Genomic DNA, 20655 nt, shown 5'->3' on the forward strand with positions numbered 1-20655 from the left:
CGGCGACACGCATCCTGTGCGTGGTCCGGGCCCGGGAGGCCAGTTCCCTGCGCGACCTGGCCATGTGGGTACGGCCAGAGGGCGGCGGGGAGGCCCTGAGCCATCACTCCGGTGGAGCAGGGGCCCCGCACGCTGGCGCCGTACCCGGCGTCCCAGATCGCAGGATCACGTTAACCCGGTCGAACCAGGGCTCCGCAAGCCAGCAAACGGACGATCACACGATCGAGCTAATTCGGCCTCGTATGCACTCCATGGCGAGCACCCCTCGGTGCGGCGGACGTCGCCGCCTACCGGCCGCACCCGCGCCGCCCCTCCCGGTGGACGGCGGCACAGGCACGGGGCGCGCTGCGGTTCCTGGCCCGACATCTGGAGCGGGGGGCCGACGGGGCGGCGGAGGTCGCCTGGTGGAAGTTGTACGCGGCGGTGCCGGGGCCGCTGCCGAGGGCGCTGGCCGGAGTGTTCCTCGGTGCTCTGGCCTGGTTGTTCGAGGGCGCGGCCCTGACCGTGGTCCACCACTTCACCCACGACCCGCTCTACGCCCCGCAATGGGACGGCCGCGGCGGACTCGGCGTGCTGGTCGGATGCCTGTGCGGCGGGCTGGTCGGCGGTCTCGCCGCCGGAGCCGTCACCGCCCTGCTGTGCACGGCCGCCGGACAGGTCACCACCGGACTGGTACTGGAACGACTGGCGGACAGCGGCACGCTGGCGCTGGCCGGACTGGTCAGCTGCGGGCTCGCGGTCGGGCGGCGACCCGTCCTGCGCCCGCCGTCCGCATGGGACCGGCGCGTGATCCTGACCGGCCTGGTGACCGTCTGCCTCTACGCGGCCGCGTTCCGCAACGCCTGCGGGACGGTCAGCGGGCTGCTGCTGACGGTCATGGCCGTCGTCGTCGGCGTGGACGGCGCGCCCCCGCCCCGCAGCCCCGTGGCCAGGGTCCGCTGGAGGTGGAGCCGCCGGGGCATCGCCGCGGGGCTGCTGGCCGGTGCCCTGATGGGCGGGGTCTACTTGGCGGAAGGGCTGCTCACGGGTGTGCTCGGGGGCGAGCCGGGCCGCTACTACGTCGCCCCGTCCGACCCGGTCGAGGCGGCTTGGTCGGCCTGGCAGCAGGGCTCGCTGTTCGCGGTCGCCTGCATGCTCGTGCAGGGACTCAGGGCGGTCCCCGTGGACCTGGCCGGCTCGGTCGACGCGGCGGCCCTGCTGCGCAACGACCGCCGCACGCTGGCCACGTGCGTGGTGACCGCCACGGTGTTGGGCGCCGCGGTGTTCGGAGCCCAGGACTGGTGCATGGTGACCTTCGTGGGCTCCCGGCTCTGGGCGGGGCAGCTCACCGCCGACGGCTGGCTCTACGTCGTGGGACTGATCCCCGCCCTGTTGATGGGCCTGGCCGCCGGGCTGCGTCAGACGGCCTGGAGCCGCTATGCCGTGGCCCGCTGCCACCTCGCCCTGCGGGCGAACCTTCCGTACGACCTCATGGGCTTCCTCGCCGACGCCCACGACCGGGGTGTCCTGCGCCGGGTCGGGGCCGTGCACCAGTTCCGCCACATCGAGCTGCAGCACCGACTGGCCGACGCGGAACGGCCCTAGTGCCTCACAGAGTGGACCGCAGCCACTGCTCCACGCTCGCGATGTGCACCGTCGCCCAGGAACGGGCCGCCTCCGCGTCCCGGTCGCGCAACGCCGCCAGAATCGCCCGGTGTTCGTGCAGGGTGCGGCTGACCGCGTCCTCCTGGGTCAGGCCGCGCCAGATGCGGGCCCGGGTGGTGGGTCCTGACAGGCCGTCAAGGAGCGAGCAGAGCACCGAGTTTCCGGAGCTCTGCACGATGCCCCGGTGGAAGTCCAGGTCGCAGGCGACGAGGTCCTCCACGGACGGGGCGTTGCCGAGCTTGTCCAACTGGGCGGTGAGCGCGTCCAGTTGCTGCTCGCTGATGCGGGAGGCCGCCATCGCGGTGGCCGCCGGCTCCAGGATGCGGCGCACCGCCAGGAACTCCAGGACCGTGTCGTCGCGGTGGAAGTCGACGACGAAGCTCAGCGCCTCCAGGAGGAGTTGCGGATCGAGACTTGTCACATACGTGCCGTCGCCCTGCCGCACGTCCAGGATCCGGATCAGCGACAGGGCGCGCACGGCCTCGCGCAGGGAGTTGCGGGAGAGCCCGAGCTCGGAGGCGAGCTCGCTCTCCTTGGGGAGCCGGTCGCCGGGGCGCAGCGCGCCGGAGACGATCATGCCCTTGATCTTCTCGATCGCCTCGTCGGTGACTGCCATGACGGGCCTCCCTGTTGCCGCATGATGTGCCGCGTGACGTGCTGAGACATCGGATGTCTCAGCACATTATGCGGCCTGTTCAGACGAGCGCCTCCAGATCGGCGATCACGGTCGCCTCGTCGAGCGTCGTCAGGACGCGGTCCCGCATCAGCACCCGCCCGTCCACGACCGTGTCCCGCACGTCCGCCGAGTGCGCGGTGTACGCCAGCGTCGACCACGGGTCGTGCAGCGGCCGCAGATGCGGCCCGCCCAGGTCGAGCACGCCCAGGTCGGCCCGCTTGCCCGCCTCCAGCGACCCCAGGTGCTCCCCGAGCCCCAGGGCTCGCGCACCCTCGATCGTCGCCATGCGTACGGCCTGCTCGGCGCCGACCGCTGTGGGGTCGCCGGCCGCCTTGTGCACCAGCGCCGCCTGTCGGACCGAGCCCAGCAGGTCCAGCGTGTTGTTGCTGACGGCCCCGTCCGTGCCCAGCCCGACGGTCACCCCGGCGCTCAGCATCCGCGGCACCGGCGCGATGCCGCAGCCCAGCTTCAGGTTCGACACGGGGCAGTGGGCGACCGCGGTGCCGGTGCGGGCCAGCGCCGCGATCTCCGGGCCGGTGAGGTCGACGGCGTGCGCCAGCAGTACGTCCGGTCCGAGGAGCCCGAGCGAGTCCAGCAGCTCGACCGGGCGCTTGCCGTACTTCACCTCGACGGTGGCGACCTCGGTGGCGTTCTCGGCCGCGTGGATGTGCAGCAGGGCCCCGAACTCCCTTGCCAGGGCGAAGATCTCGGTGAGCTGGTCGGGGGCGAGGGTGTACGTCGAGTGGGCGAACACCACGGGACGCGTCCCGGCGTGCGCCGCACCCCTCGCCTCCAGGTCCCGCCGCGCCCACTCCAGCCGGTCCTCGTACGCGATGGCGTCCGGCGGCTCCGGTACGTCCATGAAGGTGGGCCCGGTGTGCAGTCGCCAGCCCGCCTCGCGGGCCGCCTGTTCGGCCGCCTCGTGGAACCAGTACATGTCGAGCGCGGAGGTCACCCCGGCCCGTACGCTCTCGGCGACCGCGAGCCGCACGGCCGACGCCACGTTCTTCGGCGACAGCAGTTCGGCCTCCGCGGGCAGCACCCGCTCCAGGAAGCCCTGCAGGGTGACGTCGTCGGCGCGGCCGCGCAGCAGGGTCATCGCCAGGTGGGTGTGCGTGTTGACGAGTCCCGGCAGGACCAGACAGCCCGCGGCGTCAATGGACTCCCGCGCTGTGAACCGCGTACACAGTTCCTCGGCGGGGCCCACGGCGACGATCTCGCCCTCGTGGACGGCAACAGCCCCGTCCCGTACGACGGTTCCGGCCTCGTCCACCGTCAGGATGTCACCGCCGTGCACCAACAGATCGATGCTCACTGCTCCTCCGCCAGCAGCCGCAGCGCCTCCAGCGACACCACCGCGCCCCGCTCGACGCCCGCCGCGACGACGTCCCGGTGCGGGTCGTACCCGCCGGTGGCCTCCTCGTCGACGAGTTCGTCGGCGTTCGCCCCGTCGATGACGAGCACGCCGCCCGCGACGAGCCCGCGCAGCGAGGCCGTCACCAGCAGCGCCGACAGCTCCATCTCGATCGCTGCGAGCCCGGCACCGTCGTAGGAGAAGAGCGGAATCAGCCCGGGCTGGAAGGCCGCCCGGGTCCAGACGATGCCCCGGTGGTGCGGGGCGTCGGCCTCGCGGGCCGCGCGCTGCAGCGCGAGGACGGCCTCCGGCGAGGACACCGCCGGGTACTCCGGCGGCAGCAGCTGCTGGGTGACCCCGTCGTCCCGTACGGCCGCCTCCGCGATGACGAGATCGCCGTCGCCGATGCCGGGCTTCATCGCGCCCGCCGTACCGAACCTCAGGATCGTGCGGACCCCCGCGTCCGCCAGCTCCTGGAACAGCAGGATCGCGCCCGGCCCGCCCACCCCGTGCGAGGCGACGACGACCGGCAGGCCCTTCCAACTACCGCTGAACACACGGTATTCGCGGTGGTACGAGACCTCCTCGGCACCGTCGAGCAGCGCGGCGACGGCCGCGGCCCGTGCCGGGTCGCCGACGACGACCGCGTGCGCCGGAAGCCCGGTGCGGGGTATGCGGGTGACGGGCAGCAGGTCCTGGGTCATGAGACGGCTCCGGAAGGAGAAGGGGTACGGCGACGACGGCGGGCCGTCGTGAGGAAGAGGGCGCCGAGCGTGACGACGTACGGCGCCGCGTCGGTCGCCTGCTGCGGCAGGCCGAGGCCCTGGAGGCGGAAGCCGGCCGCTTCGGCGAGGCCGAAGAGGAGCGCGGCGAGCAGGACGCCGACGGGAGCGGCGCGACCGAGCATGACCGCGACGACCGCGATCCAGCCGCGGCCCGCCGTCATGTTCTCGGTGAACAAGGTGACGTTGCCAAGGGCGAGTTGGGCACCCGCGAGCCCGCACAGCACACCGGAGACCAGCACGGCCCCGTACTTGTACTGCGCCGGGCTCACCCCGAGCGTCGCCGCCGCGTCCGGCGCCTCGCCGACCCCGCGGAGCCTGAGTCCCCACACGTGCCGCGAGAGCATCACGGCGGCCACCGCGACCGCCACCCACGACAGATAGGCGAGGGGGCTGAGGCCACCGATCAGCGGCAGTCCGGCGAGTGACGGATCGTCAAAAGTGCCCTGCACACCGAAGATCGTACGCAGCAGGAAGCTGGTCAGGCCGACGGCCAGCAGGTTCATGGCCACGCCCAGAACGACCGCGTCCCCGCGCAGAGTTACGGTCCCCACCGCGAGGATCAGCGAGTACGCCGCCGCCGCGAGCGCCGCCGCCAGGACGCCGAGCCAGGGGCTGCCGGTGAACCAGCTGGTGGCCACGGCCGTGAAGCAGCCCATCAGCATCATGCCTTCGAGGCCGATGTTGAAGACGCCTGCCCGCTCGCAGATCGCGCCGCCCAGCGCGGCCAGCAGGATCGGGGTGAGGGCGCGCAGCGCCGACATGAGGAGATCGGAGTCGAAGAACATCACACGGCCTCCTTGACCTTGCGGCGCGTAAAGCGCGGGAAGCTCAGCCGGGCCGCGAGGAACACGATCACGATCGCCTGCAGCACCTGGGTCAGCTCGCGAGGCACCTCGGTCGTCCGCTCCATCGCGAGACCGCCGACCTGGAGGACGGCGAAGAAGAACGAGGCGATCACCGTGCCGAGCGGCGCGGCGGTCGCCAGCAGCGCGGCCGTAAGGCCCGTCCAGGTGTAGCCGGGTGCGGTGAGCGAGCCGTCGACGAAGCGGTACGGGAAGCTCAACACGCCGATCGCGCCCACGAGTCCGGCGAGCGCGCCCGAGACGGACATCAACTTCAGGGTCAGGCCCCGGCGTTCGACGCCCGCGTACGCGGAGAAGCGCGCGTTGAGACCGGTCATCCGGATCTCGTACCCGAAGGTGGTGCGCCGATCCGTGAACCAGTAGGCGGCCGCGGCGAGGACCACGAGGAGAAGGCCGACGGTGACCGTCGAGTCGCCGAACGCGGGCAGCGCCACACCGTCGGGCATGGACCGCGTCTGCGGGAGGCTGGAGCCCGGCTCCTTGAGCGGGTAGCGCGCCAGGTAGGAGGCGAGCGACACCGCCGGGTAGCTGAGCAGGAGGCTGCTCACCAGCAGCGGGACGCCGAGCCGGTTCTCGCACAGAGCGGCCAGCGCGGCGTACGCGGCGCCCGCCGCCATGCCCGCGAGGAGTGCGAGGACGACGGTGAGCGGGGCGGGCAGCGGCGAGTACAGGCCGGTCACGGCCGCGGTGATGCCGCCGAGCACCATCTGTCCGTCGCCGCCGAGGTTGATGAGCCCGGCCCGCAGCGGGATCGCCAGCGCGAGCGCCATGCCGAGCACGCTGGTGACGGTGGTCAGGGTGGAGCCGATGCCGTCGGCGCCGAGCGAGCCGGTCAGGACCGCCTCGTACGCCGCGATCGGGTCCGCTCCGGTGCCGACGAGGAACAGCGCGCCGATGATGACGCCCGCGAGCACGGAGAAGGCGATGGGGGAGCGCAGGGCTCCGGATATCCGGTTGTTCATGTCAGTCGACGGCCTCCACCGCGATGCCGGCGCCGCCCGCCATGGCGAGTCCCAGCGTCCGCTCGTCCGCCTCGTCCTTCGTGTACGTCGCGGTCACGCGCCCCTCGTACATCACCAGGACCCGGTCCGCGAGCCCCCGGATCTCGCTCAGTTCGGCCGAGACGAGGAGCACGGCGTGACCGGAGTCGCGGTAGGCGATCAGCTGGTCGTGGATGTTCTGGATGGCGCCGATGTCGACACCGCGCGTGGGCTGCTCGACGAGCAACAGCGGTGCGTCATGGGCGAGTTCGCGGCCGATCAGCAGCTTCTGCAGATTGCCGCCGGACAGCGCGGAGGCGGGCACCTCGGGGGAGGACGCCTTGATGCCGAACCGTTCGACGAGCCGCTGGGCGTGTGCGCGGACGGCCGCGGGCGGCAGCAGGCCGCGGGAGGACAGGGACGTACGGTGATGGCCCATCGCGAGGTTGTCGGCGACGGACGCGGCAGGTGCCGTACCGACCGCGTGGCGGTCCTCGGGGACGTACGCCAGGCCCTTGACGCGGCGTTCGGTGGCCGAGGCGTGGGTGATGTCCTCGCTGTTGAGGGTGACCCGCCCGGCGGTGGTGGGCCGCAGTCCGGCCAGTGCTTCGACCAGCTCGCTCTGCCCGTTTCCCGCGACGCCCGCGATGCCGACGATCTCGCCGGCGCGGACGGTGAGCGCGAGGTCGTGCACGGCGTCGGTGGTGAGACCGTTCACGGCCAGCACCACGTCGGCCGGCGTGCCCGGCGCGTGGACGCGGTCCAGTTCGACCGCGCGGCCGGTCATCGCGGCGGCGATCTCGTCGGCCGAGGTCTCGGCGGTGACCAGGCGGGCGACGACCCGGCCGTCCCGCAGGACGGTCACGTTGTCGCTGCCCTCGAGGACCTCGCGCAGCTTGTGCGTGACGAGGATCACCGTGCGGCCCTGCGCGGCCAGCGACTTGAGGACCGCGAACAGGGCGTCCGCCTCGGCGGGCGTGAGCACCGCCGTCGGCTCGTCGAGGATGAGCGTGCGGGCGCCGCGGTGCAGCAGCTTCAGGATCTCCACGCGCTGCCGCAGCCCGACCGGGAGGTCGCCGACCCGGGCGTCCGGGTCCACGGCCAGGCCGTGCTCCTCGGCGAGTTCGCGCACCCGGCGGCGGGCCGCGGCCCGGTCGACCAGGCCGAAGCGGCGCGGCTCGGCGGCGTAGACGACGTTCTCGGCGACCGTCAGGGAGTCGAACAGCTTGAAGCTCTGGTGGACCATGCCGAGCCCGGCGGCCATCGCGTCGCTCGGGCTGCCGAAGCCGGACTTGATGGCCCGCCCGTCGATCCGGATGGTGCCGGCGTCGGCGCGCTCCATGCCGTAGAGGACCGACATGAGGGTGGACTTGCCGGCGCCGTTCTCGCCCATCAGGGCGTGGATCTCGCCGTGGCGGACGGTCAGGTCGACGGCGTCGTTGGCGAGCGTGCCGGGGAACCGCTTGGTGATTCCCCGGAGCTCGACGGCTGGTTCAGCTTGCCGCCGGGTCATCGACCTTCAGCTTCCCGGCGACGATCTGGTCGCGCAGCGCCTCGACCTTCTTCAGCACGTCCTTGTGGTCGGCGATCACGCACTTCGACGAGTCGACGCCGTCCTCCAGGCCGGTCAGGCTGATGCCGCCCTCCTTCAGGCCGTACGAGACGGTCGTGCCCGTCGTGCCGCCGAGGACCGACTCGACGCCCTTCTCCACAGCCACGTCCGTGCGCTTGATCACGTTGTCGACGACCGTGCCGGGGGCCGAGGTGCACTGGTTGACGTCGACGCCGTACGCGTAGGCGCCCTTGGCCTTCGCGGCCTCGAAGACGCCGTAGTTGCCGGCCGCCGCGGCCGCCATGATCTGGTCGTAGCCCTTGGACAGCAGGGAGTCCGCCTGCTCCTTGGCGCGGGCCGAGTCGTCGAACGGCGACTGGCCGCCGACGAAGCGGGTGCTGGTGGAGGTCTTCGGCGCGACCTTCTTGGCGCCGGCCGCGAACGGGTCGCTGTAGCGGCGGAACTGGGGCGTGTCGAGGACGTCGACCGCGCCGACCTTCCCGGACTTGCTGAGCAGGCCCGCCTCGGCGCCGGCGAGGTAGACGCCCTCGTGCTCACGGAAGACCGCGCAACTGACGTTCTTGTACGTCTTGGTGGTGCAGGCGTCGATGATCAGGAACTGCTGCTTCGGGTTCTTCTCCGCCTGCTGCGCGACGATGTCGGCGAACTCGAAGCCGACCAGCACGATGACGTCCGGCTTCGCGTCCACGGCCGCTTGCACGTTCTGCTGCTGCGAGGCGGTGTCCGTGGACTCGTACACCTTCTGCGAACCGTCGTGCTGCTTCGCCGCTGCCTTGACGCCGGTGACGGCGAGCTTCAGGAACTCGTTCTGGCCCACGGCGTCGGGCGTGACGAGCGTGAAGGACTTGCCGCTTGAGCCGCTCGCGCTGTCGGAGGCGTCGCTCTTGGCGGCGGCGTTGCAGGCGGTGGCCGCGGTGACCAGGAGTGCGGTGGCGGCGGCGACTTGCAGGGAACGGCGGGTTCTGCGAGGCATCGGGGACCTTCCGGGATACGGCAGAGCGCGCTCCGGCGGGAGCGCGTGAGGGTGGACGGGGAGCGCCGAAGGGGACGGGTCAGCGTCGACAGCCGTCGCCGGCACACCGACCGAAGTCGAGGAAGCGGCGCTTGGTCAGCAGCACGGGTCCTCCTCCTTCGTCTCGGTCTGCGGACTGGGTGCTGGACTGTAACACCTGTTTCCGGACACCTGCCCGACTGTCTCGAACTATGGTTCTCCCAGGTCATGTACCGTGGCCGGACACCACCGGAACATCAGGAGTGTCCCGAAATGCCCCAGGAATTGCGCGCTGTCGACTGGACCGGAGACGGCCTCGCGCTCATCGACCAGACACTGCTTCCGCACCGCAACGAGACGATGGCTGTCCGCGATGTGGACACCCTGGTCGACGCCATCCAGCGTCTCGTCGTACGTGGCGCGCCCGCGATCGGGGCCGCGGGGGCGTACGGCGTCGCGCTCGCGCTGGTGCAGGGCGAGCGGGAGGGCTGGTCGACGGACGAGGTACGCGCGGCCGTCGCGCGTATCCGCGAGGCCCGGCCGACCGCCGTCAACCTCATGGTGTGCGTGGACCGGGTCATGACCCGCTTCGACGAGGGCCTCGACGCGGTGCTGGAGGAGGCCGCCGCCGTCCAGCGCGAGGACGTCGAGGGGAACCGGGCGATGGGCGCGCACGGTGCCGACTGGCTGCTCGAAATGGTGGGCGTGGACCGGCCGTTGCGCATCCTGACCCACTGCAACACGGGTGCGCTGGCCACGGCCGGGTGGGGCACGGCACTCGGCGTCATCCGCGAACTGCACGCGCGTGGACGGCTGGAGGTCGTGTACGCCGACGAGACGCGTCCCCTGCTCCAGGGATCCCGGCTCACCGCCTGGGAGTTGGTGCAGGAAGGCATCCCGCACTACGTCCAGGCGGACGGCGCAGCCGCCGGCACCATCCTGCGCGGCGAGGTCGACGCGGCGATCGTCGGTGCCGACCGCATCGCGGCCAACGGCGACACCGCGAACAAGGTCGGCACGGTGGGTGTGGCGCTGGCGTGCGCGGACGCGGGGATCCCTTTCCTGGTGGCGGCCCCCACGACCACGGTCGACCTCTCCACCAAGACCGGCGACGACATCCACATCGAACTCCGCGGCGAGGCCGAGGTGTTGGAGTGGGGCGGCGTACGGACGGCTCCCGCCGAGTCCCGCGGCCACAACCCGGCGTTCGACGTGACGCCGGGGCGGCTGGTGACGGGGCTGGTGACGGAGCGCGGCGTGCTGGAAGTGGCCTCCGGTCAACTGCCTGGTGACCACCTGCGCTGAGTTTGTTCTTCAACCTCCGCCCACCCTGCCTCGGCCGGACGGAGGTTAAAGAACAAGCTGAGGGGCGGCACAGCTGTCTGCCGTGAGGACTGCGAAGATGTCAGGACCTCGACAAAGATAGGGGGATGAGCATGATCCTGCTCGTCTTGGCCGGCCTGATCGTGCTCGCCGCCGGAGGGTGTGTCTGCGTCGTGTGGGCCTCGCGCGGTGGTCCGACCTGGGTGCGCGCGGTGGCGACCGCGACCCTGGCGGCGGGTGAACTGGTGCGCCGGTCGGGGTCGAGCAATCGGGGCTCGGGCCAGAGCGACGACGACAGCTAGGCGTCGTCGCCGCTCCGGGGGAGCGGGGAGTTACCGCTGTGTGAGCTCCAACTCCAGCAGCCACTCCACCACTTCGGTGTGGTGGCGGGCCTGGCGCGGGTTGTCGCCCCACACGTACAGCCCGTGCCCCGCCACGACCACGGCCGGCATCCGGGGATCACGCGCCGCCTCCAGGCGGTCCCCGAGGACCTTCATGTCCTGGCTGTTGGTGATGACCGGCAGGGTCACCTCGACGTCGTGCGCGGGCTGGCCGACGCCCTTCAGCATCTCGACGTCCTTGAACACGATCCCGCCCGGCTCACGGCGGCCCATCGCCACCGACGCCACCGTGTGCACGTGCACCACGGCACCCGCGCCCGTCAGCGCGGCCACGCGCGCGTGCAGCTCGGCCTCCGCGGACGGCTTGCCACCCTGCACGGCGGCACCCTGCCCGTCGACCAACACCACGTCCGCGGGCGTCAGTTCACCCTTGTCGTGACCGCTGGCGGTGACCGCGAGCCGCAGCGGCTCGCGGGAGAGCACCACGGACAGGTTCCCGGAGGTGCCCCGCATCCAGCCGAAGCCGGCGAAGCGGGCGGACTCGGCGGCGAGGACCGCCCCGGCCTCCTCGAGGTCGAGTGCGCTGATGTCGGCGGTCATGCGGTGCTCCTGGAAGTGGTGATGCTGATCTCGTCGAACGTCCCCGCCTGCGCGTGGTCGCCGACGCCTTGCTCGTAGTACGGCTCCCCGGGGCGCCGGATCCCGACCGCGTGCCAGCCGGCCGCGCGGGCCGCGTCCAGCTCGCCGGGCCGGTCGGAGAGGAAGAGGAGGCGGGAGGCCTCGACGCCGGTCGCCGCGGCGATACGGCGGTACGACTCCGGCTCCTGCTTGGGCCCCGCGTTCTCGGTGTCGTACAGACCGGAGACGAGCGACGTGAGGTCGCCCTCCGGGCTGTTGGTGAACCACGCCCGCTGCGCCGACACCGAGCCGGACGAGTAGACGTACAGCGTCAGGCCCGCCGAGTGCCAGGCACGCAGCGCCGGTACGACGTCGTCGTAGAAGTGCGAGACGAGGTCGCCGCGTGCGAAGCCCTCCGACCAGACGATGCCCTGGAGGGTCTTGAGCGGGGTCGCCTTGCGGTCCTCGTCGAGCCAGGCGTTCAGCGTCTTCTCGATCGCGGTCGCGTCGGCGTCCGGCTCGTCCGTCAGCTCCCGCACCTGTGCGATCGCCCGCGCCACCTCCGGCTCACCCGCGCGCTCGGTGAGCAGCTCGGCGAAGCGGGCGCGGGAGTACGGGTACAGCACGTCGACGACGAAGCCCGTGGCGCTCGTGGTGCCCTCGATGTCGAGCACCACGGCGTCCACGTCGTAGCGCGGGTCGTGCACGCTCACGCGGCGGCCCTGTCGGCCTCGTAACCGGCGGCGATCGTGTCGTAGTCCGGGAAGCGGCCGGCGATGGTGGAACCGGTGAAGTTGCCGATCCAGCCGTCCTCCTCGTGGAAGAAGCGGATCGCGGTGAAGGACGGGCTGGTGCCCATGTCGAACCAGTGGGTGGTGCCGCGCGGCACGCCCAGCAGGTCGCCCTTCTCGCAGAAGACCGCGTGCACCTCGCCGTTCACGTGCAGGTAGAAGATGCCGGAGCCGGAGACGAAGAAGCGCACCTCGTCATCGTCGTCGTGGGTGTGCTCCTGCAGGAACTTCGCGCGCGCGGCCTTCGCCTTCGCCGGGAACTCCGGGTCGTCGCTGGGGTGCAGACCGAGGACGTCGACGGTGGTGAAGCCCTCCTCGGCGTTCAGCTTGTCGATCTCCGGGCGGTAGGCGGCGAACACGGTGTCGCTGTCGGCGTCGAACGGGACGTCCTCGCGGATCGGCCACTGCTCGTAGCGCACACCGAGCGGCTTGAGGGCCTCGGCGATCTCGGCGGGGTCGGAGGTGCGGCGGACCAGGGTCTCGGGGCCGGACTCGGACCAGGTCGTCAGCAGGGTCATGGGGGCAACTCCAGGAGGCTGGAAGGAAAGTCCGGATACCGAGACAAGCACCGGACGGGCGGGGGAGGAAGAGAGGCAGCGGCGAACAGGCGGCAACAGTCGGTCAGCCGCGACACGGCGCGCCGGGACAGCGGTGCATGCAGGGCATACACATCGCTTTCGCGCCAGGTGTCGTCATCGGGGCCTCACTGTGCCGGGTCGGGTGCCGGTCTTGTGATGGTAACTCCAGCGGGCGGGCCGACCAGGTGTGACGTAGTCGTTGTCTCACTTGATGAGAATCCATGTCCAGGGCTTTGACGATTGGCTGGAAACGTTCTCATGATCTGTTTATGAAGACGCTGCTGCTCGTGCGGCGGCTGTACGTGGACTTGCTCCGGTCGACCACAGCCAGCTGTCGCTGACCACCACCGGAGCCCCGACGCGCCCCTCTGCGTGAGGCGTTCGCCCTCTGCCGTGCGATGGCGCATTCCCGTCCCCTGCTCCGGGTCAAGCACTCCCTCCTTCACTCCCCTCTGCACGACCCCGCACCTGGAGCCCCTCATGTCCCGCACCCGTGTCCCCCTCGCCGCGCTCTCACTGGCCTCCGTCTCCGCCCTCCTCCTCGCGGGCTGCTCGCAGTCCACCGACGCCTCGAAGGACACCGGCGACACCTCCGCCTCCGCCTCGGTCGCCACCGGCAAGAAGCCCGCCCCGTTCAGCGAGGGCAAGGTCAAGGTGGCCCTGGTCCGGCAGAGCGGAGCGGGCGACTACTTCGAGCAGTGGGGCAACGGCGCCAAGGCCCAGGCCAAGGCGCTCGGCATCGACCTGACGGTGTACGACGCCCAGGCCGACAACGCCAAGCAGGCCACCGACCTGTCCTCGGCGATCAACTCCGGCGCCAAGGCGATCATCATCGACCACGGCTTCCCGGCGACGATCCAGCCGGAGATCGACAAGGCCGTCAAGAAGGGCATCAAGGTCGTCGTCTACGACGTCGACACCGACACCAAGGGTGTCGTCTCCACCGAGCAGGACGACGCCAGCATGGCCAAGGCCGTCCTCGACGTCATGGCCAAGGACCTCGGCAAGAACGCCAAGGTCGGCTACGTCAACGTCGCCGGCTACGCCGCCCTCGACAAGCGCGACTCGGTCTGGAAGACGGCCGTCGACTCCAACGCCTGGAAGCAGGAGTTCAAGGTCGGCAAGGTGACCGACTCCACGGCCACCGACAACGTTCCCCTCGTCTCCGCCGCGCTCACCCAGCACTCGGACGTGACCGGCATCTTCGCCCCCTACGACGAGCTCGCCAAGGGCACCGTCCTCGCCGTCCAGAACAAGAAGCTCCAGGACAAGGTGAAGGTCTTCGGCGCGGACGTCTCCAACGCCGACATCCAGAACATGACCGCCGAGGACAGCCCGTGGGTCGCCACGGCCGGCACCGACCCGTCCGCGGTCGGCGCCGCCGTCGTCCGTACGACTGCTCTGGAGCTGGCCGGACAGCTGAACAAGACCTCGGTCGAGTTCCCGGCCGTCGCCATCACCCAGGACTTCCTGAAGAAGAACAAGATCGAGAACATGGACCAGCTGCGGGAGGCGCTGCCCGCGCTGAACCTGGCCGGCGTCTCGACCGCCGACTGGATCTCGAATGTCGCCCACTGACGTGGTTCCCGCGGTCAGTCTGCGGGACGTGAGCATGGCCTTCGGCGGCAAGACGGTGCTCGCCTCCGTCTCGCTCGACATCGCACCGGGCAGCGTCGTCGCGCTGCTCGGCGCGAACGGCGCCGGCAAGTCCACGCTCATCAAGATCCTGTCGGGCGTGCACACGGACCACGGCGGGGAGGTGCGGGTCGCAGGGGAGCCCGCAGCTCTCCAGTCGCCGCTCGTCGCCCGGCAGTTGGGCATCCAGACGGTGCACCAGCGCATCGGCGAGGGCATCGTGCCCGGCCTCTCGGTCGCCGAGAACCTGGTCTTCGAGGAGCTGGCCCAGGGGCGCGGCAACCCGTTCCTGAACGGCGGCAAGCAGCTGGCCCGGGCCCGCGAGATCCAGGCCGGCCTCGGCCTGGACTGGAGCGACTCGGTCCTGCGCCGCGACGTCAGCGAACTCGGCATCTCCGACCGGCAGTTGCTGATCCTCGCCCGCGCCCTGGTCACCCGCCCCCGCCTGCTGATCCTCGACGAGCCGACCTCGGCGCTCTCGGCCGCCGAGGCCGAGCGCCTCTTCGCGCTCGTCGAGCGGATGCGGGACGACGGCATCGCGGTCCTCTACGTCTCCCACCGCCTCGGCGAGATCGACGCGCTGGCCGACCGCCTGGTCGTCCTGCGGGACGGGCTCCTCACCGAGGACCAGGCCAAGCCCTTCGACTGGGACGCCGCCCTGCGCGCGATGCTCGCCCAGGCCCAGGAGGCGAACACGGCCCGCCCGGTGCGGGAAGGGGCCGCGGGCGAGGTGGCACTGTCCTTGCGTGGTGTCCGCCTCTTCGAGGGCCGGGCACCTCTCGACCTCGACATCCGCGCCGGCGAAGTCACCGGGGTGGTCGGCCTGTTGGGGGCCGGCAAGACCGAGCTGGCACGTGGCCTGTTCGGTGCCGAGCCCTTCAGGGCGGGCGCTGTCGCGCTGGACGGCAAGGCGTTCGCGCCCCGTAGGCCCTCCGACGCGATCCGGGCCGGAGTCCACCTGGTCCCCGAGGACCGGCACGCCGACGCCCTCGTCCCCGGCTGGTCGTTGGCGCAGAACATCTCGCTGCCGTTCCTGAAGTCGCTCTCGCGGCTGGGCCTCGTCCAGCACTCGAAGGAGAACGCCCTGGGCCGGGACACCATCGAGGCCCTCGGAGTCGTGGCCCGCGACGAGCACAGCACCGTCGAGGAGCTGTCCGGCGGCAACCAGCAGAAGGTCGTCGTCGGCCGCTGGCTCGCCTCGACCCCGCGTGTCCTCATCCTGGACGAGCCGTTCCGAGGCGTGGACATCGGCGCCCGGCGCGACATCGGCCGCCGGGCCCGGGCGCTCGCCGCCGAGGGTGCCGCCGTGCTCGTCCTGTCCGCCGACGTCGACGAGGTGCTGGAGGTCGCCGACCGGGTCGTCGTACTGGCCGCCGGTGAGATCCATCTCGACGCGTACGGCGAAGACGCGGAACGCGACCGCGTGATCCAGACCATCTCGGCGTCGGTCTGACGCCGGCCAAAGGAAGCCGCACTTCATGACCACCACGCAGAGCACCGAGGTCCCCACCAAGGCGGCGATCCCGCCCGCGACCTCCACCGCCGTGCGCGTCCAGAACGCCGTCATCAAGTACGGGTTCATCTTCGTCACGGTCGCGCTGTTCCTGTACTTCGCGCTGAGCGAGGGCTCCTTCCGTGAGTCGGCGACCCTCCTCGACACGCTTCGCTATGTCTCCGTGGCCGCCATCCTCGGCCTGGGCGTCACCCTCACCATGGCCGTCGGCGGGATGGACATGTCCGTCGGCGCCGTCGCCGGCCTCGGCGTCTCGGTCGCCGCCCAGACGATGGTCGTCTTCAACCAGATCGGCACGGTCGCGATCATCGCGGTGCTGGCGGCGGGCGCGCTGGCGGGCCTGCTCAACGCCCTGCTGATCGTGGTGTTGAAGATCCCGGACATGCTCGCCACCCTCGGCACGATGTTCGTGATCCAGGGCAGCAAACTCATCCTGGTCGACGGCCAGTCCATCACCCCCGGCATGACGATGTCCGACGGCTCCACCGCGCCCGGCAAGTTCACCGCGGGCTTTCTCAAGATCGACCGTGGCACGGTCCTCGGCATCCCGATCTCCGTACTCATCTTCGGCGGACTGACGGTCGCCGCCTGGGTCTTCCTCGCCCGCACCCGCTGGGGACGCGTCCTCTACGCCATCGGCGCCAACCCCGAGGCCTCCCGCCTGGCGGGCATCCGCGTCGGCGCGTACCGGGCCCTGGCATACGTCCTCTCCGGCGTCCTCGCCTCGATCGGCGGCCTGATCCTGGCCTCCCGCATCGGCCAGGGCGATGTGTCGGCCGGTACCTCCCAGCTGCTGGAGGCGGTGGCGGTGGCGCTGGTCGGTACGTCGGTCCTGGGCCGCGGCCGCCCGAACGTCTGGGGCACGGCTCTCGGCGCGGTGCTGATCGGCATCATCACCACCGGCCTCACCATCAAGGGGCTGCCGTACTACACGCAGGACGTCGTCGAGGGCGCGGTCCTCATCCTCGCCCTGGTCTTCAGTTTCACGTTGTCCAAGCGCCGCACCGCATAAGGGAGTTCACGACATGGGCTACCGCATCCTGGAGACCGACGACATCCCGGCGTACCTGCGCGAGCGGGGCCACTGGGACGGCGCGACCGATCCGGAGGTCCGTGAGGTCTCCGACGGCAACATGAACCGCGTCTTCCTCGCGTCCTCCACCGACGGCACCCGCAGCCTCGCCGTCAAGCAGGCCCTGCCCTGGGTCCGCGTCGCCGGCCCCTCCTGGCCGATGAACCCGGACCGCGCCGACGCCGAGGCCCGCGCCTACGAGCAGGTCGCCAAGGTCGCCCCGGACAAGATCCCGGCGATCCACGGCTACGACCCCGAGAACTACGCCCTCGTCATGGAGGACATGTCCGACCTGGAGGTCCTGCGCACGCTCCTCAACGAGGGCGCGGCGTACGGGCCGGACACGTCGGCGAGGATCGGCGAGTTCGTAGCCCAATTCTCCTTTGCGACCAGCGACTTCGGCATGGAATCGGCTGACCGCAAGGCGTTGATCTCAGCTTCGGTCAGCCCGGAGCTCTGCAAGATCACCGAAGACGTCGTGTTGTCCGAGCCGTACATCGAGCACGAACACAACCACTGGCACGAGGGACTGGACGATCTGGCGGCGGAGTTCCGCGCCGACGCCCGACTCCGCACCGAGGTCGCCGACCTCCGCCACACCTTCATGACGAGCGCCCAGGCATTGCTCCACGGCGACCTGCACACCGGCAGCGTCATGGTCGGCGAACGCGAAGGCGCCCCTGTGGTCCGGGTCTTCGACCCCGAGTTCTCCTTCGTCGGCCCGATCGGCTACGACCTCGGCCTGTACTGGGCCAACGTGCTGGTGTCGGAGGAGCGAGCGCGGGCGCTGGGCGCGTTGACCGACCACGCGGACCAACTCCGGCTGTCCTGGGAGGCGTTCGAGACCGAGTTCCGCCGCCTGTGGCCGACCCGCGTCGACACCTTCTTCGACGACGCCTACCTCGACCGCTTCCTGCGCCGGGTGTGGACGGAGTCGATCGGCTACGCAGGCACGGAAATCATCCGCAGGATCATCGGCTTCGCCCACCTGACGGACCTGACGACACTGGAGGACCCGGTCCCGGCGTCGCGGCGGGCGCTGCTACTGGGCCGAGAACTGGTAGTGAGCCGCGAGGAGTTGAAGAACCCGAAGGATGTAAGGGCAGTGGTGCAGCCGACCTAAAGGGGCGCGGGGCTGTCTCGATTTGCGGCTCCGCCGCGTGGGCGCGACCAGCCACAACGGACCCGCAGACGGCCTCTGCCGAACCCCCGTCTCGGATGCCGAACAGCACCTTGACCATGTCCAGTCACCCTGCTTGCATCACCGCATGCCGCGTCAGTCTCTGACAACCCGCCGCTGCGTGGACCTCGTCCGCACCGCAGCCGCACTCTGTCGCGCCGGCCGCTAACAACGCAGCCCATCCCGCGCAACCGTCGGAGACATCCGTGCCCGCAACCGTGTCGTTGCGGGGCGTCAGCCGTACCTTCGGGCAACGCCCCGTACTGACCTCCATAGATCTGCATGTCGAAGCCGGCGAGACCGTCGCCGTTCTCGGCCCGTCCGGCTCGGGCAAATCCACCCTGCTACGCCTCGTCGCAGGCCTGGACACCCCCACCGAGGGCACTGTGAGCCTCGACGGCAGCCCCGCCCTCGTCTTCCAGGACCCCCGCCTGATGTCCTGGCGCAGCCTCGCCTCGAACGTGGCCTTCGGCCTGCCCAAGGGCACCCCGCGCGCAGTCCGTGCCCGCGAGGTGAAGCGCTGGCTGGACATCGTGGGCCTCGACGGCTTCGAACGCCACCGCCCCAGCGAGGTCTCCGGCGGCATGGCCGGGCGCACCGCACTCGCAAGGGCTTTGGTGCGGCAGCCCGGCGTCCTTCTCCTCGACGAGCCGTTCGCCGCCCTGGACGCACTCACCCGGCTGCGGATGCAGGACCTTCTCGACGAGGTGCAGCGCGCCGCGGGCACCACCGTCCTCCTCGTCACCCACGACATCGACGAGGCACTCCAACTCGCCGATCGCATCGTCGTGTTGGGGACAGGCCCCGCCGCCACCATCACCGCCACCGTCGAGGTCCCGACGCCCCGCCCGCGAGCCCGCGACGACCTCGATCTCCTCCCGCTGCGAGCCGACCTGCTCCGCCGCCTCGGCGTCGGCCGCAGCGCCTCAGACAAGGAACCCCTCCGATGAAGTTCGCCGTGAGAGCCGTAAGAAGCGCCGCCCTCCTCGCCACCGCCACCCTCCTGCTGGGCGCCTGCGCCGAGGGCGAGGACTCCTCCGGACGGCCGGCGGCTGCCGAGAAGGAGACCGCCCAAGTCCGCCTGGACTGGGCCTACTACAACCCGCAGAGCCTGGTCCTGAAGGAGAAGGGTTGGCTCGACGACGCGCTGAAGGCCAAGGGCGCCAAGGCCACCTGGACCCAGTCCCTCGGCAGCAACAAGGCCAACGAGAACCTCCGCGCCGAGGTCGTCGACTTCGGCTCCACCGCCGGTACGCCCGCCCTGCTGGCCCGCGCCAACGGCACCCCGCTCAAGACGGTCGACGTCTTCAGCCGGCCGGAGTGGTCGTCCCTGGTCGTCGCCAAGGGCTCGAAGATCGACTCCGTCGACGACCTCAAGGGCAGGAAGATCGCTGCCACCAAGGGCACCGACCCCTACTTCTTCCTCCTCCAGGCCCTCGAGACCAAGGGCCTCACCGCGAAGGACGTCACCGTCGTCAACCTCCAGCACGCCGACGGCAAGACGGCACTGGAACGCGGCCAGGTCGACGCCTGGGCGGGCCTGGACCCGTACCTCTCGCAGAGCCAGATCGACAACGGCTCCAAGCTGATCTACCGCAACCTCGACTTCAACTCGTACGGGTTCCTCAACGTCTCCGAGACGTTCCTCGCCGAGCACGCCGACCTGGTCCAGATCGTCGTAGACCAGTACGAGCGGGCCCGCACCTGGATCGAGAAGCACCCCGAAGAGACACAGCGGATCCTCGCGGCCGCGGCGAAGATCGAACCGGCCGTGGCGAAGCAGCAGTTGGCCGAGCGCACGCACTTCGACATCTCACCGGTCCCCGGCGCCGCCCAGAGGAAGGTCCTGGAACGCATCGCCCCGCTCCTGGTCGCCGACAACCTCGTCGCCGACGAGAAGGACGTCGACGAGGCCCTGAAGACGCTGTACGCACCGCAGTTCGCCGAGAAGGCGAGCAAGTGAAACGAGCGGCACTCCGGACGGCGGCCGGGCTGATCCTCCCGGCCGCCCTCCTGCTCGCGTGGCAGCTGGCGGCGACGTCGGGGACGTACACTCGCAGCCAACTCCCGCCCCCGTCGGCGGTGTTGGACGCGGCCCGCGCCCTGTTCTCCCGCGGCGAGCTCATGCACCACATCGCGATCAGCCTGCAGCGCGTCCTGATCGGCTTCGCGATCGGCGCCTCGCTGGGCCTACTGCTCGGCGGCGTGGTGGGCCTGTCCCGCACGACGAAGGCGATCCTGGCCCCCACCGTCCAGGCCCTGCGGGCGGTCCCGTCCCTGGCCTGGGTCCCGCTCCTGCTCCTCTGGCTGGGCATCGGCGAGACCCCGAAGATCACCCTGGTGGCGATCGGCGCGTTCTTCCCGGTCTACACGACCGTCTCCTCGGGCCTCGACCACGTCGACCCCCGTCTGCGCGAACTCGGCCACGCCTACGGCAGACGCGGCCCCGCCCTCCTCGCCGAGGTCCTCGTCCCGGCCTCCGCCCCGGCCGTGATCTCCGGCCTGCGCCTCGGCCTCGCCCAGGGCTGGCTCTTCCTGGTCGCGGCCGAACTCATCGCCTCCTCCATGGGGTTGGGCTTCCTGCTCATCGACAGCGAGAACACCGGCCGTACGGACATCCTGCTGCTGGCCATCGTCCTGCTGGCCCTGCTGGGGAAGGCGAGCGACGCGGTGCTGGGCGTGGCGGAGCGTCAGGTCGTACGACGCTGGAGCTGAGCGCTGACGGGAGCACGCGAAAG

Annotated in this window: 20 protein-coding genes; 10 read left to right on the forward strand and 10 right to left on the reverse strand. The window is 70.9% G+C overall.

Annotated features, from left to right (window positions below):
• Positions 1–423: 423 nt before the first annotated feature.
• Positions 424–1584 (forward strand): hypothetical protein, encoded by a 1161-nt coding sequence (locus tag IG08_RS55960; protein ID WP_052424877.1) that lies wholly within the window; start codon positions 424–426, stop codon positions 1582–1584.
• A gap of 4 nt (positions 1585–1588) precedes the next feature.
• On the opposite strand, the gene IG08_RS0124945 is transcribed toward IG08_RS55960, so the two are convergent.
• The 7 genes from IG08_RS0124945 to IG08_RS0124975 form a co-directional block, all read right to left on the reverse strand.
• A complete protein-coding gene (locus IG08_RS0124945; protein WP_030606374.1) occupies positions 1589–2260 on the reverse strand; it encodes a FadR/GntR family transcriptional regulator in 672 nt (223 codons plus the stop codon).
• Positions 2261–2339: 79 nt separating this feature from the next.
• On the reverse strand, positions 2340–3635 hold the full coding sequence (locus IG08_RS0124950) for an amidohydrolase (protein WP_030606378.1): 1296 nt from the start codon (positions 3633–3635) through the stop codon (positions 2340–2342).
• Positions 3632–4378 carry a nucleoside phosphorylase gene (locus IG08_RS0124955; protein WP_030606383.1) on the reverse strand — a complete coding sequence of 249 codons (747 nt, stop codon included), beginning with the start codon at positions 4376–4378 and terminating at the stop codon, positions 3632–3634. Before IG08_RS0124955 ends, IG08_RS0124950 begins: the two co-directional genes overlap by 4 nt.
• Positions 4375–5244 (reverse strand): ABC transporter permease, encoded by an 870-nt coding sequence (locus IG08_RS0124960; RefSeq protein WP_030606386.1) that lies wholly within the window; start codon positions 5242–5244, stop codon positions 4375–4377. Before IG08_RS0124960 ends, IG08_RS0124955 begins: the two co-directional genes overlap by 4 nt.
• Positions 5244–6284, reverse strand: a complete 1041-nt coding sequence (locus IG08_RS0124965) for an ABC transporter permease (RefSeq protein ID WP_030606388.1) — start codon at positions 6282–6284, stop codon at positions 5244–5246. Before IG08_RS0124965 ends, IG08_RS0124960 begins: the two co-directional genes overlap by 1 nt.
• Position 6285: 1 nt before the next feature.
• Positions 6286–7815, reverse strand: coding sequence for an ABC transporter ATP-binding protein (locus IG08_RS0124970; RefSeq protein ID WP_030606391.1), 1530 nt, complete (start codon positions 7813–7815; stop codon positions 6286–6288).
• Positions 7796–8848: a BMP family ABC transporter substrate-binding protein gene (locus IG08_RS0124975; protein WP_030606394.1), complete on the reverse strand. Its 1053-nt coding sequence runs from the start codon at positions 8846–8848 to the stop codon at positions 7796–7798. The genes IG08_RS0124970 and IG08_RS0124975 overlap by 20 nt, the downstream gene beginning before the upstream one ends.
• A 291-nt stretch (positions 8849–9139) precedes the next feature.
• Between IG08_RS0124975 and mtnA the strand changes: the two genes are divergently transcribed.
• Together mtnA and IG08_RS0124985 are read left to right on the forward strand one after the other, a co-directional pair.
• Positions 9140–10171, forward strand: a complete 1032-nt coding sequence (gene mtnA, locus IG08_RS0124980; protein ID WP_030606396.1) for an S-methyl-5-thioribose-1-phosphate isomerase — start codon at positions 9140–9142, stop codon at positions 10169–10171.
• 131 nt (positions 10172–10302) lie between these two features.
• Entirely contained in the window at positions 10303–10491 is a 189-nt protein-coding gene (locus IG08_RS0124985) for a hypothetical protein (RefSeq protein WP_030606399.1), read from the forward strand.
• A 30-nt stretch (positions 10492–10521) separates the two neighbouring features.
• On the opposite strand, the gene mtnB is transcribed toward IG08_RS0124985, so the two are convergent.
• From mtnB to IG08_RS0125000, 3 genes are read right to left on the reverse strand one after another with little or no spacing between them, the layout of a single operon-like run.
• Complete coding sequence (gene mtnB / locus IG08_RS0124990) at positions 10522–11130, reverse strand: methylthioribulose 1-phosphate dehydratase (RefSeq protein WP_030606402.1); 609 nt, start codon at positions 11128–11130, stop codon at positions 10522–10524.
• On the reverse strand, positions 11127–11861 hold the full coding sequence (gene mtnC / locus IG08_RS0124995) for an acireductone synthase (protein ID WP_030606405.1): 735 nt from the start codon (positions 11859–11861) through the stop codon (positions 11127–11129). Before mtnC ends, mtnB begins: the two co-directional genes overlap by 4 nt.
• Positions 11858–12457, reverse strand: a complete 600-nt coding sequence (locus tag IG08_RS0125000; protein WP_030606407.1) for a 1,2-dihydroxy-3-keto-5-methylthiopentene dioxygenase — start codon at positions 12455–12457, stop codon at positions 11858–11860. Before IG08_RS0125000 ends, mtnC begins: the two co-directional genes overlap by 4 nt.
• 540 nt (positions 12458–12997) lie before the next feature.
• Here IG08_RS0125000 and IG08_RS0125005 point away from each other — a divergent pair.
• From IG08_RS0125005 to IG08_RS0125035, 7 genes are all read left to right on the forward strand, one after another.
• A complete protein-coding gene (locus tag IG08_RS0125005) occupies positions 12998–14095 on the forward strand; it encodes a substrate-binding domain-containing protein (protein WP_030606410.1) in 1098 nt (365 codons plus the stop codon).
• Positions 14082–15605 carry a sugar ABC transporter ATP-binding protein gene (locus IG08_RS0125010; RefSeq protein WP_030606412.1) on the forward strand — a complete coding sequence of 508 codons (1524 nt, stop codon included), beginning with the start codon at positions 14082–14084 and terminating at the stop codon, positions 15603–15605. Before IG08_RS0125005 ends, IG08_RS0125010 begins: the two co-directional genes overlap by 14 nt.
• 25 nt (positions 15606–15630) lie before the next feature.
• Positions 15631–16677, forward strand: coding sequence for an ABC transporter permease (locus tag IG08_RS0125015; RefSeq protein WP_030606414.1), 1047 nt, complete (start codon positions 15631–15633; stop codon positions 16675–16677).
• A 13-nt stretch (positions 16678–16690) separates the two neighbouring features.
• The gene (gene mtnK, locus IG08_RS0125020; protein WP_030606416.1) at positions 16691–17860 is read left to right on the forward strand and encodes an S-methyl-5-thioribose kinase; all 1170 of its coding nucleotides are present in this window, start codon (positions 16691–16693) and stop codon (positions 17858–17860) included.
• Between the two features lie 263 nt (positions 17861–18123).
• Positions 18124–18867, forward strand: a complete 744-nt coding sequence (locus IG08_RS0125025; RefSeq protein WP_199820904.1) for an ABC transporter ATP-binding protein — start codon at positions 18124–18126, stop codon at positions 18865–18867.
• Positions 18864–19880, forward strand: coding sequence for an aliphatic sulfonate ABC transporter substrate-binding protein (locus tag IG08_RS0125030; protein WP_030606419.1), 1017 nt, complete (start codon positions 18864–18866; stop codon positions 19878–19880). The genes IG08_RS0125025 and IG08_RS0125030 overlap by 4 nt, the downstream gene beginning before the upstream one ends.
• A complete protein-coding gene (locus IG08_RS0125035) occupies positions 19877–20632 on the forward strand; it encodes an ABC transporter permease (protein WP_052424878.1) in 756 nt (251 codons plus the stop codon). Before IG08_RS0125030 ends, IG08_RS0125035 begins: the two co-directional genes overlap by 4 nt.
• Positions 20633–20655 lie beyond the last annotated feature (23 nt).

This window comes from Streptomyces fulvoviolaceus (assembly GCF_000718165.1).
Lineage (GTDB): Bacteria > Actinomycetota > Actinomycetes > Streptomycetales > Streptomycetaceae > Streptomyces > Streptomyces fulvoviolaceus.

Coding starts and splice junctions, on each gene's coding strand:
- IG08_RS0125030 (WP_030606419.1), top strand. CDS start 18,864: ATGAAGTTCGCCGTGAGAGCCGTAAGAAGCGCCGCCCTCCTCGCCACC.
- mtnK (WP_030606416.1), top strand. CDS start 16,691: ATGGGCTACCGCATCCTGGAGACCGACGACATCCCGGCGTACCTGCGC.
- IG08_RS0124960 (WP_030606386.1), bottom strand. CDS start 5,244: ATGTTCTTCGACTCCGATCTCCTCATGTCGGCGCTGCGCGCCCTCACC.
- IG08_RS0125005 (WP_030606410.1), top strand. CDS start 12,998: ATGTCCCGCACCCGTGTCCCCCTCGCCGCGCTCTCACTGGCCTCCGTC.
- IG08_RS0124955 (WP_030606383.1), bottom strand. CDS start 4,378: ATGACCCAGGACCTGCTGCCCGTCACCCGCATACCCCGCACCGGGCTT.
- IG08_RS0125000 (WP_030606407.1), bottom strand. CDS start 12,457: ATGACCCTGCTGACGACCTGGTCCGAGTCCGGCCCCGAGACCCTGGTC.
- IG08_RS0124965 (WP_030606388.1), bottom strand. CDS start 6,284: ATGAACAACCGGATATCCGGAGCCCTGCGCTCCCCCATCGCCTTCTCC.
- IG08_RS0125010 (WP_030606412.1), top strand. CDS start 14,082: ATGTCGCCCACTGACGTGGTTCCCGCGGTCAGTCTGCGGGACGTGAGC.
- IG08_RS0124985 (WP_030606399.1), top strand. CDS start 10,303: ATGATCCTGCTCGTCTTGGCCGGCCTGATCGTGCTCGCCGCCGGAGGG.
- IG08_RS0124975 (WP_030606394.1), bottom strand. CDS start 8,848: ATGCCTCGCAGAACCCGCCGTTCCCTGCAAGTCGCCGCCGCCACCGCA.
- mtnB (WP_030606402.1), bottom strand. CDS start 11,130: ATGACCGCCGACATCAGCGCACTCGACCTCGAGGAGGCCGGGGCGGTC.
- IG08_RS0124945 (WP_030606374.1), bottom strand. CDS start 2,260: ATGGCAGTCACCGACGAGGCGATCGAGAAGATCAAGGGCATGATCGTC.
- mtnA (WP_030606396.1), top strand. CDS start 9,140: ATGCCCCAGGAATTGCGCGCTGTCGACTGGACCGGAGACGGCCTCGCG.
- IG08_RS0125015 (WP_030606414.1), top strand. CDS start 15,631: ATGACCACCACGCAGAGCACCGAGGTCCCCACCAAGGCGGCGATCCCG.
- IG08_RS0124970 (WP_030606391.1), bottom strand. CDS start 7,815: ATGACCCGGCGGCAAGCTGAACCAGCCGTCGAGCTCCGGGGAATCACC.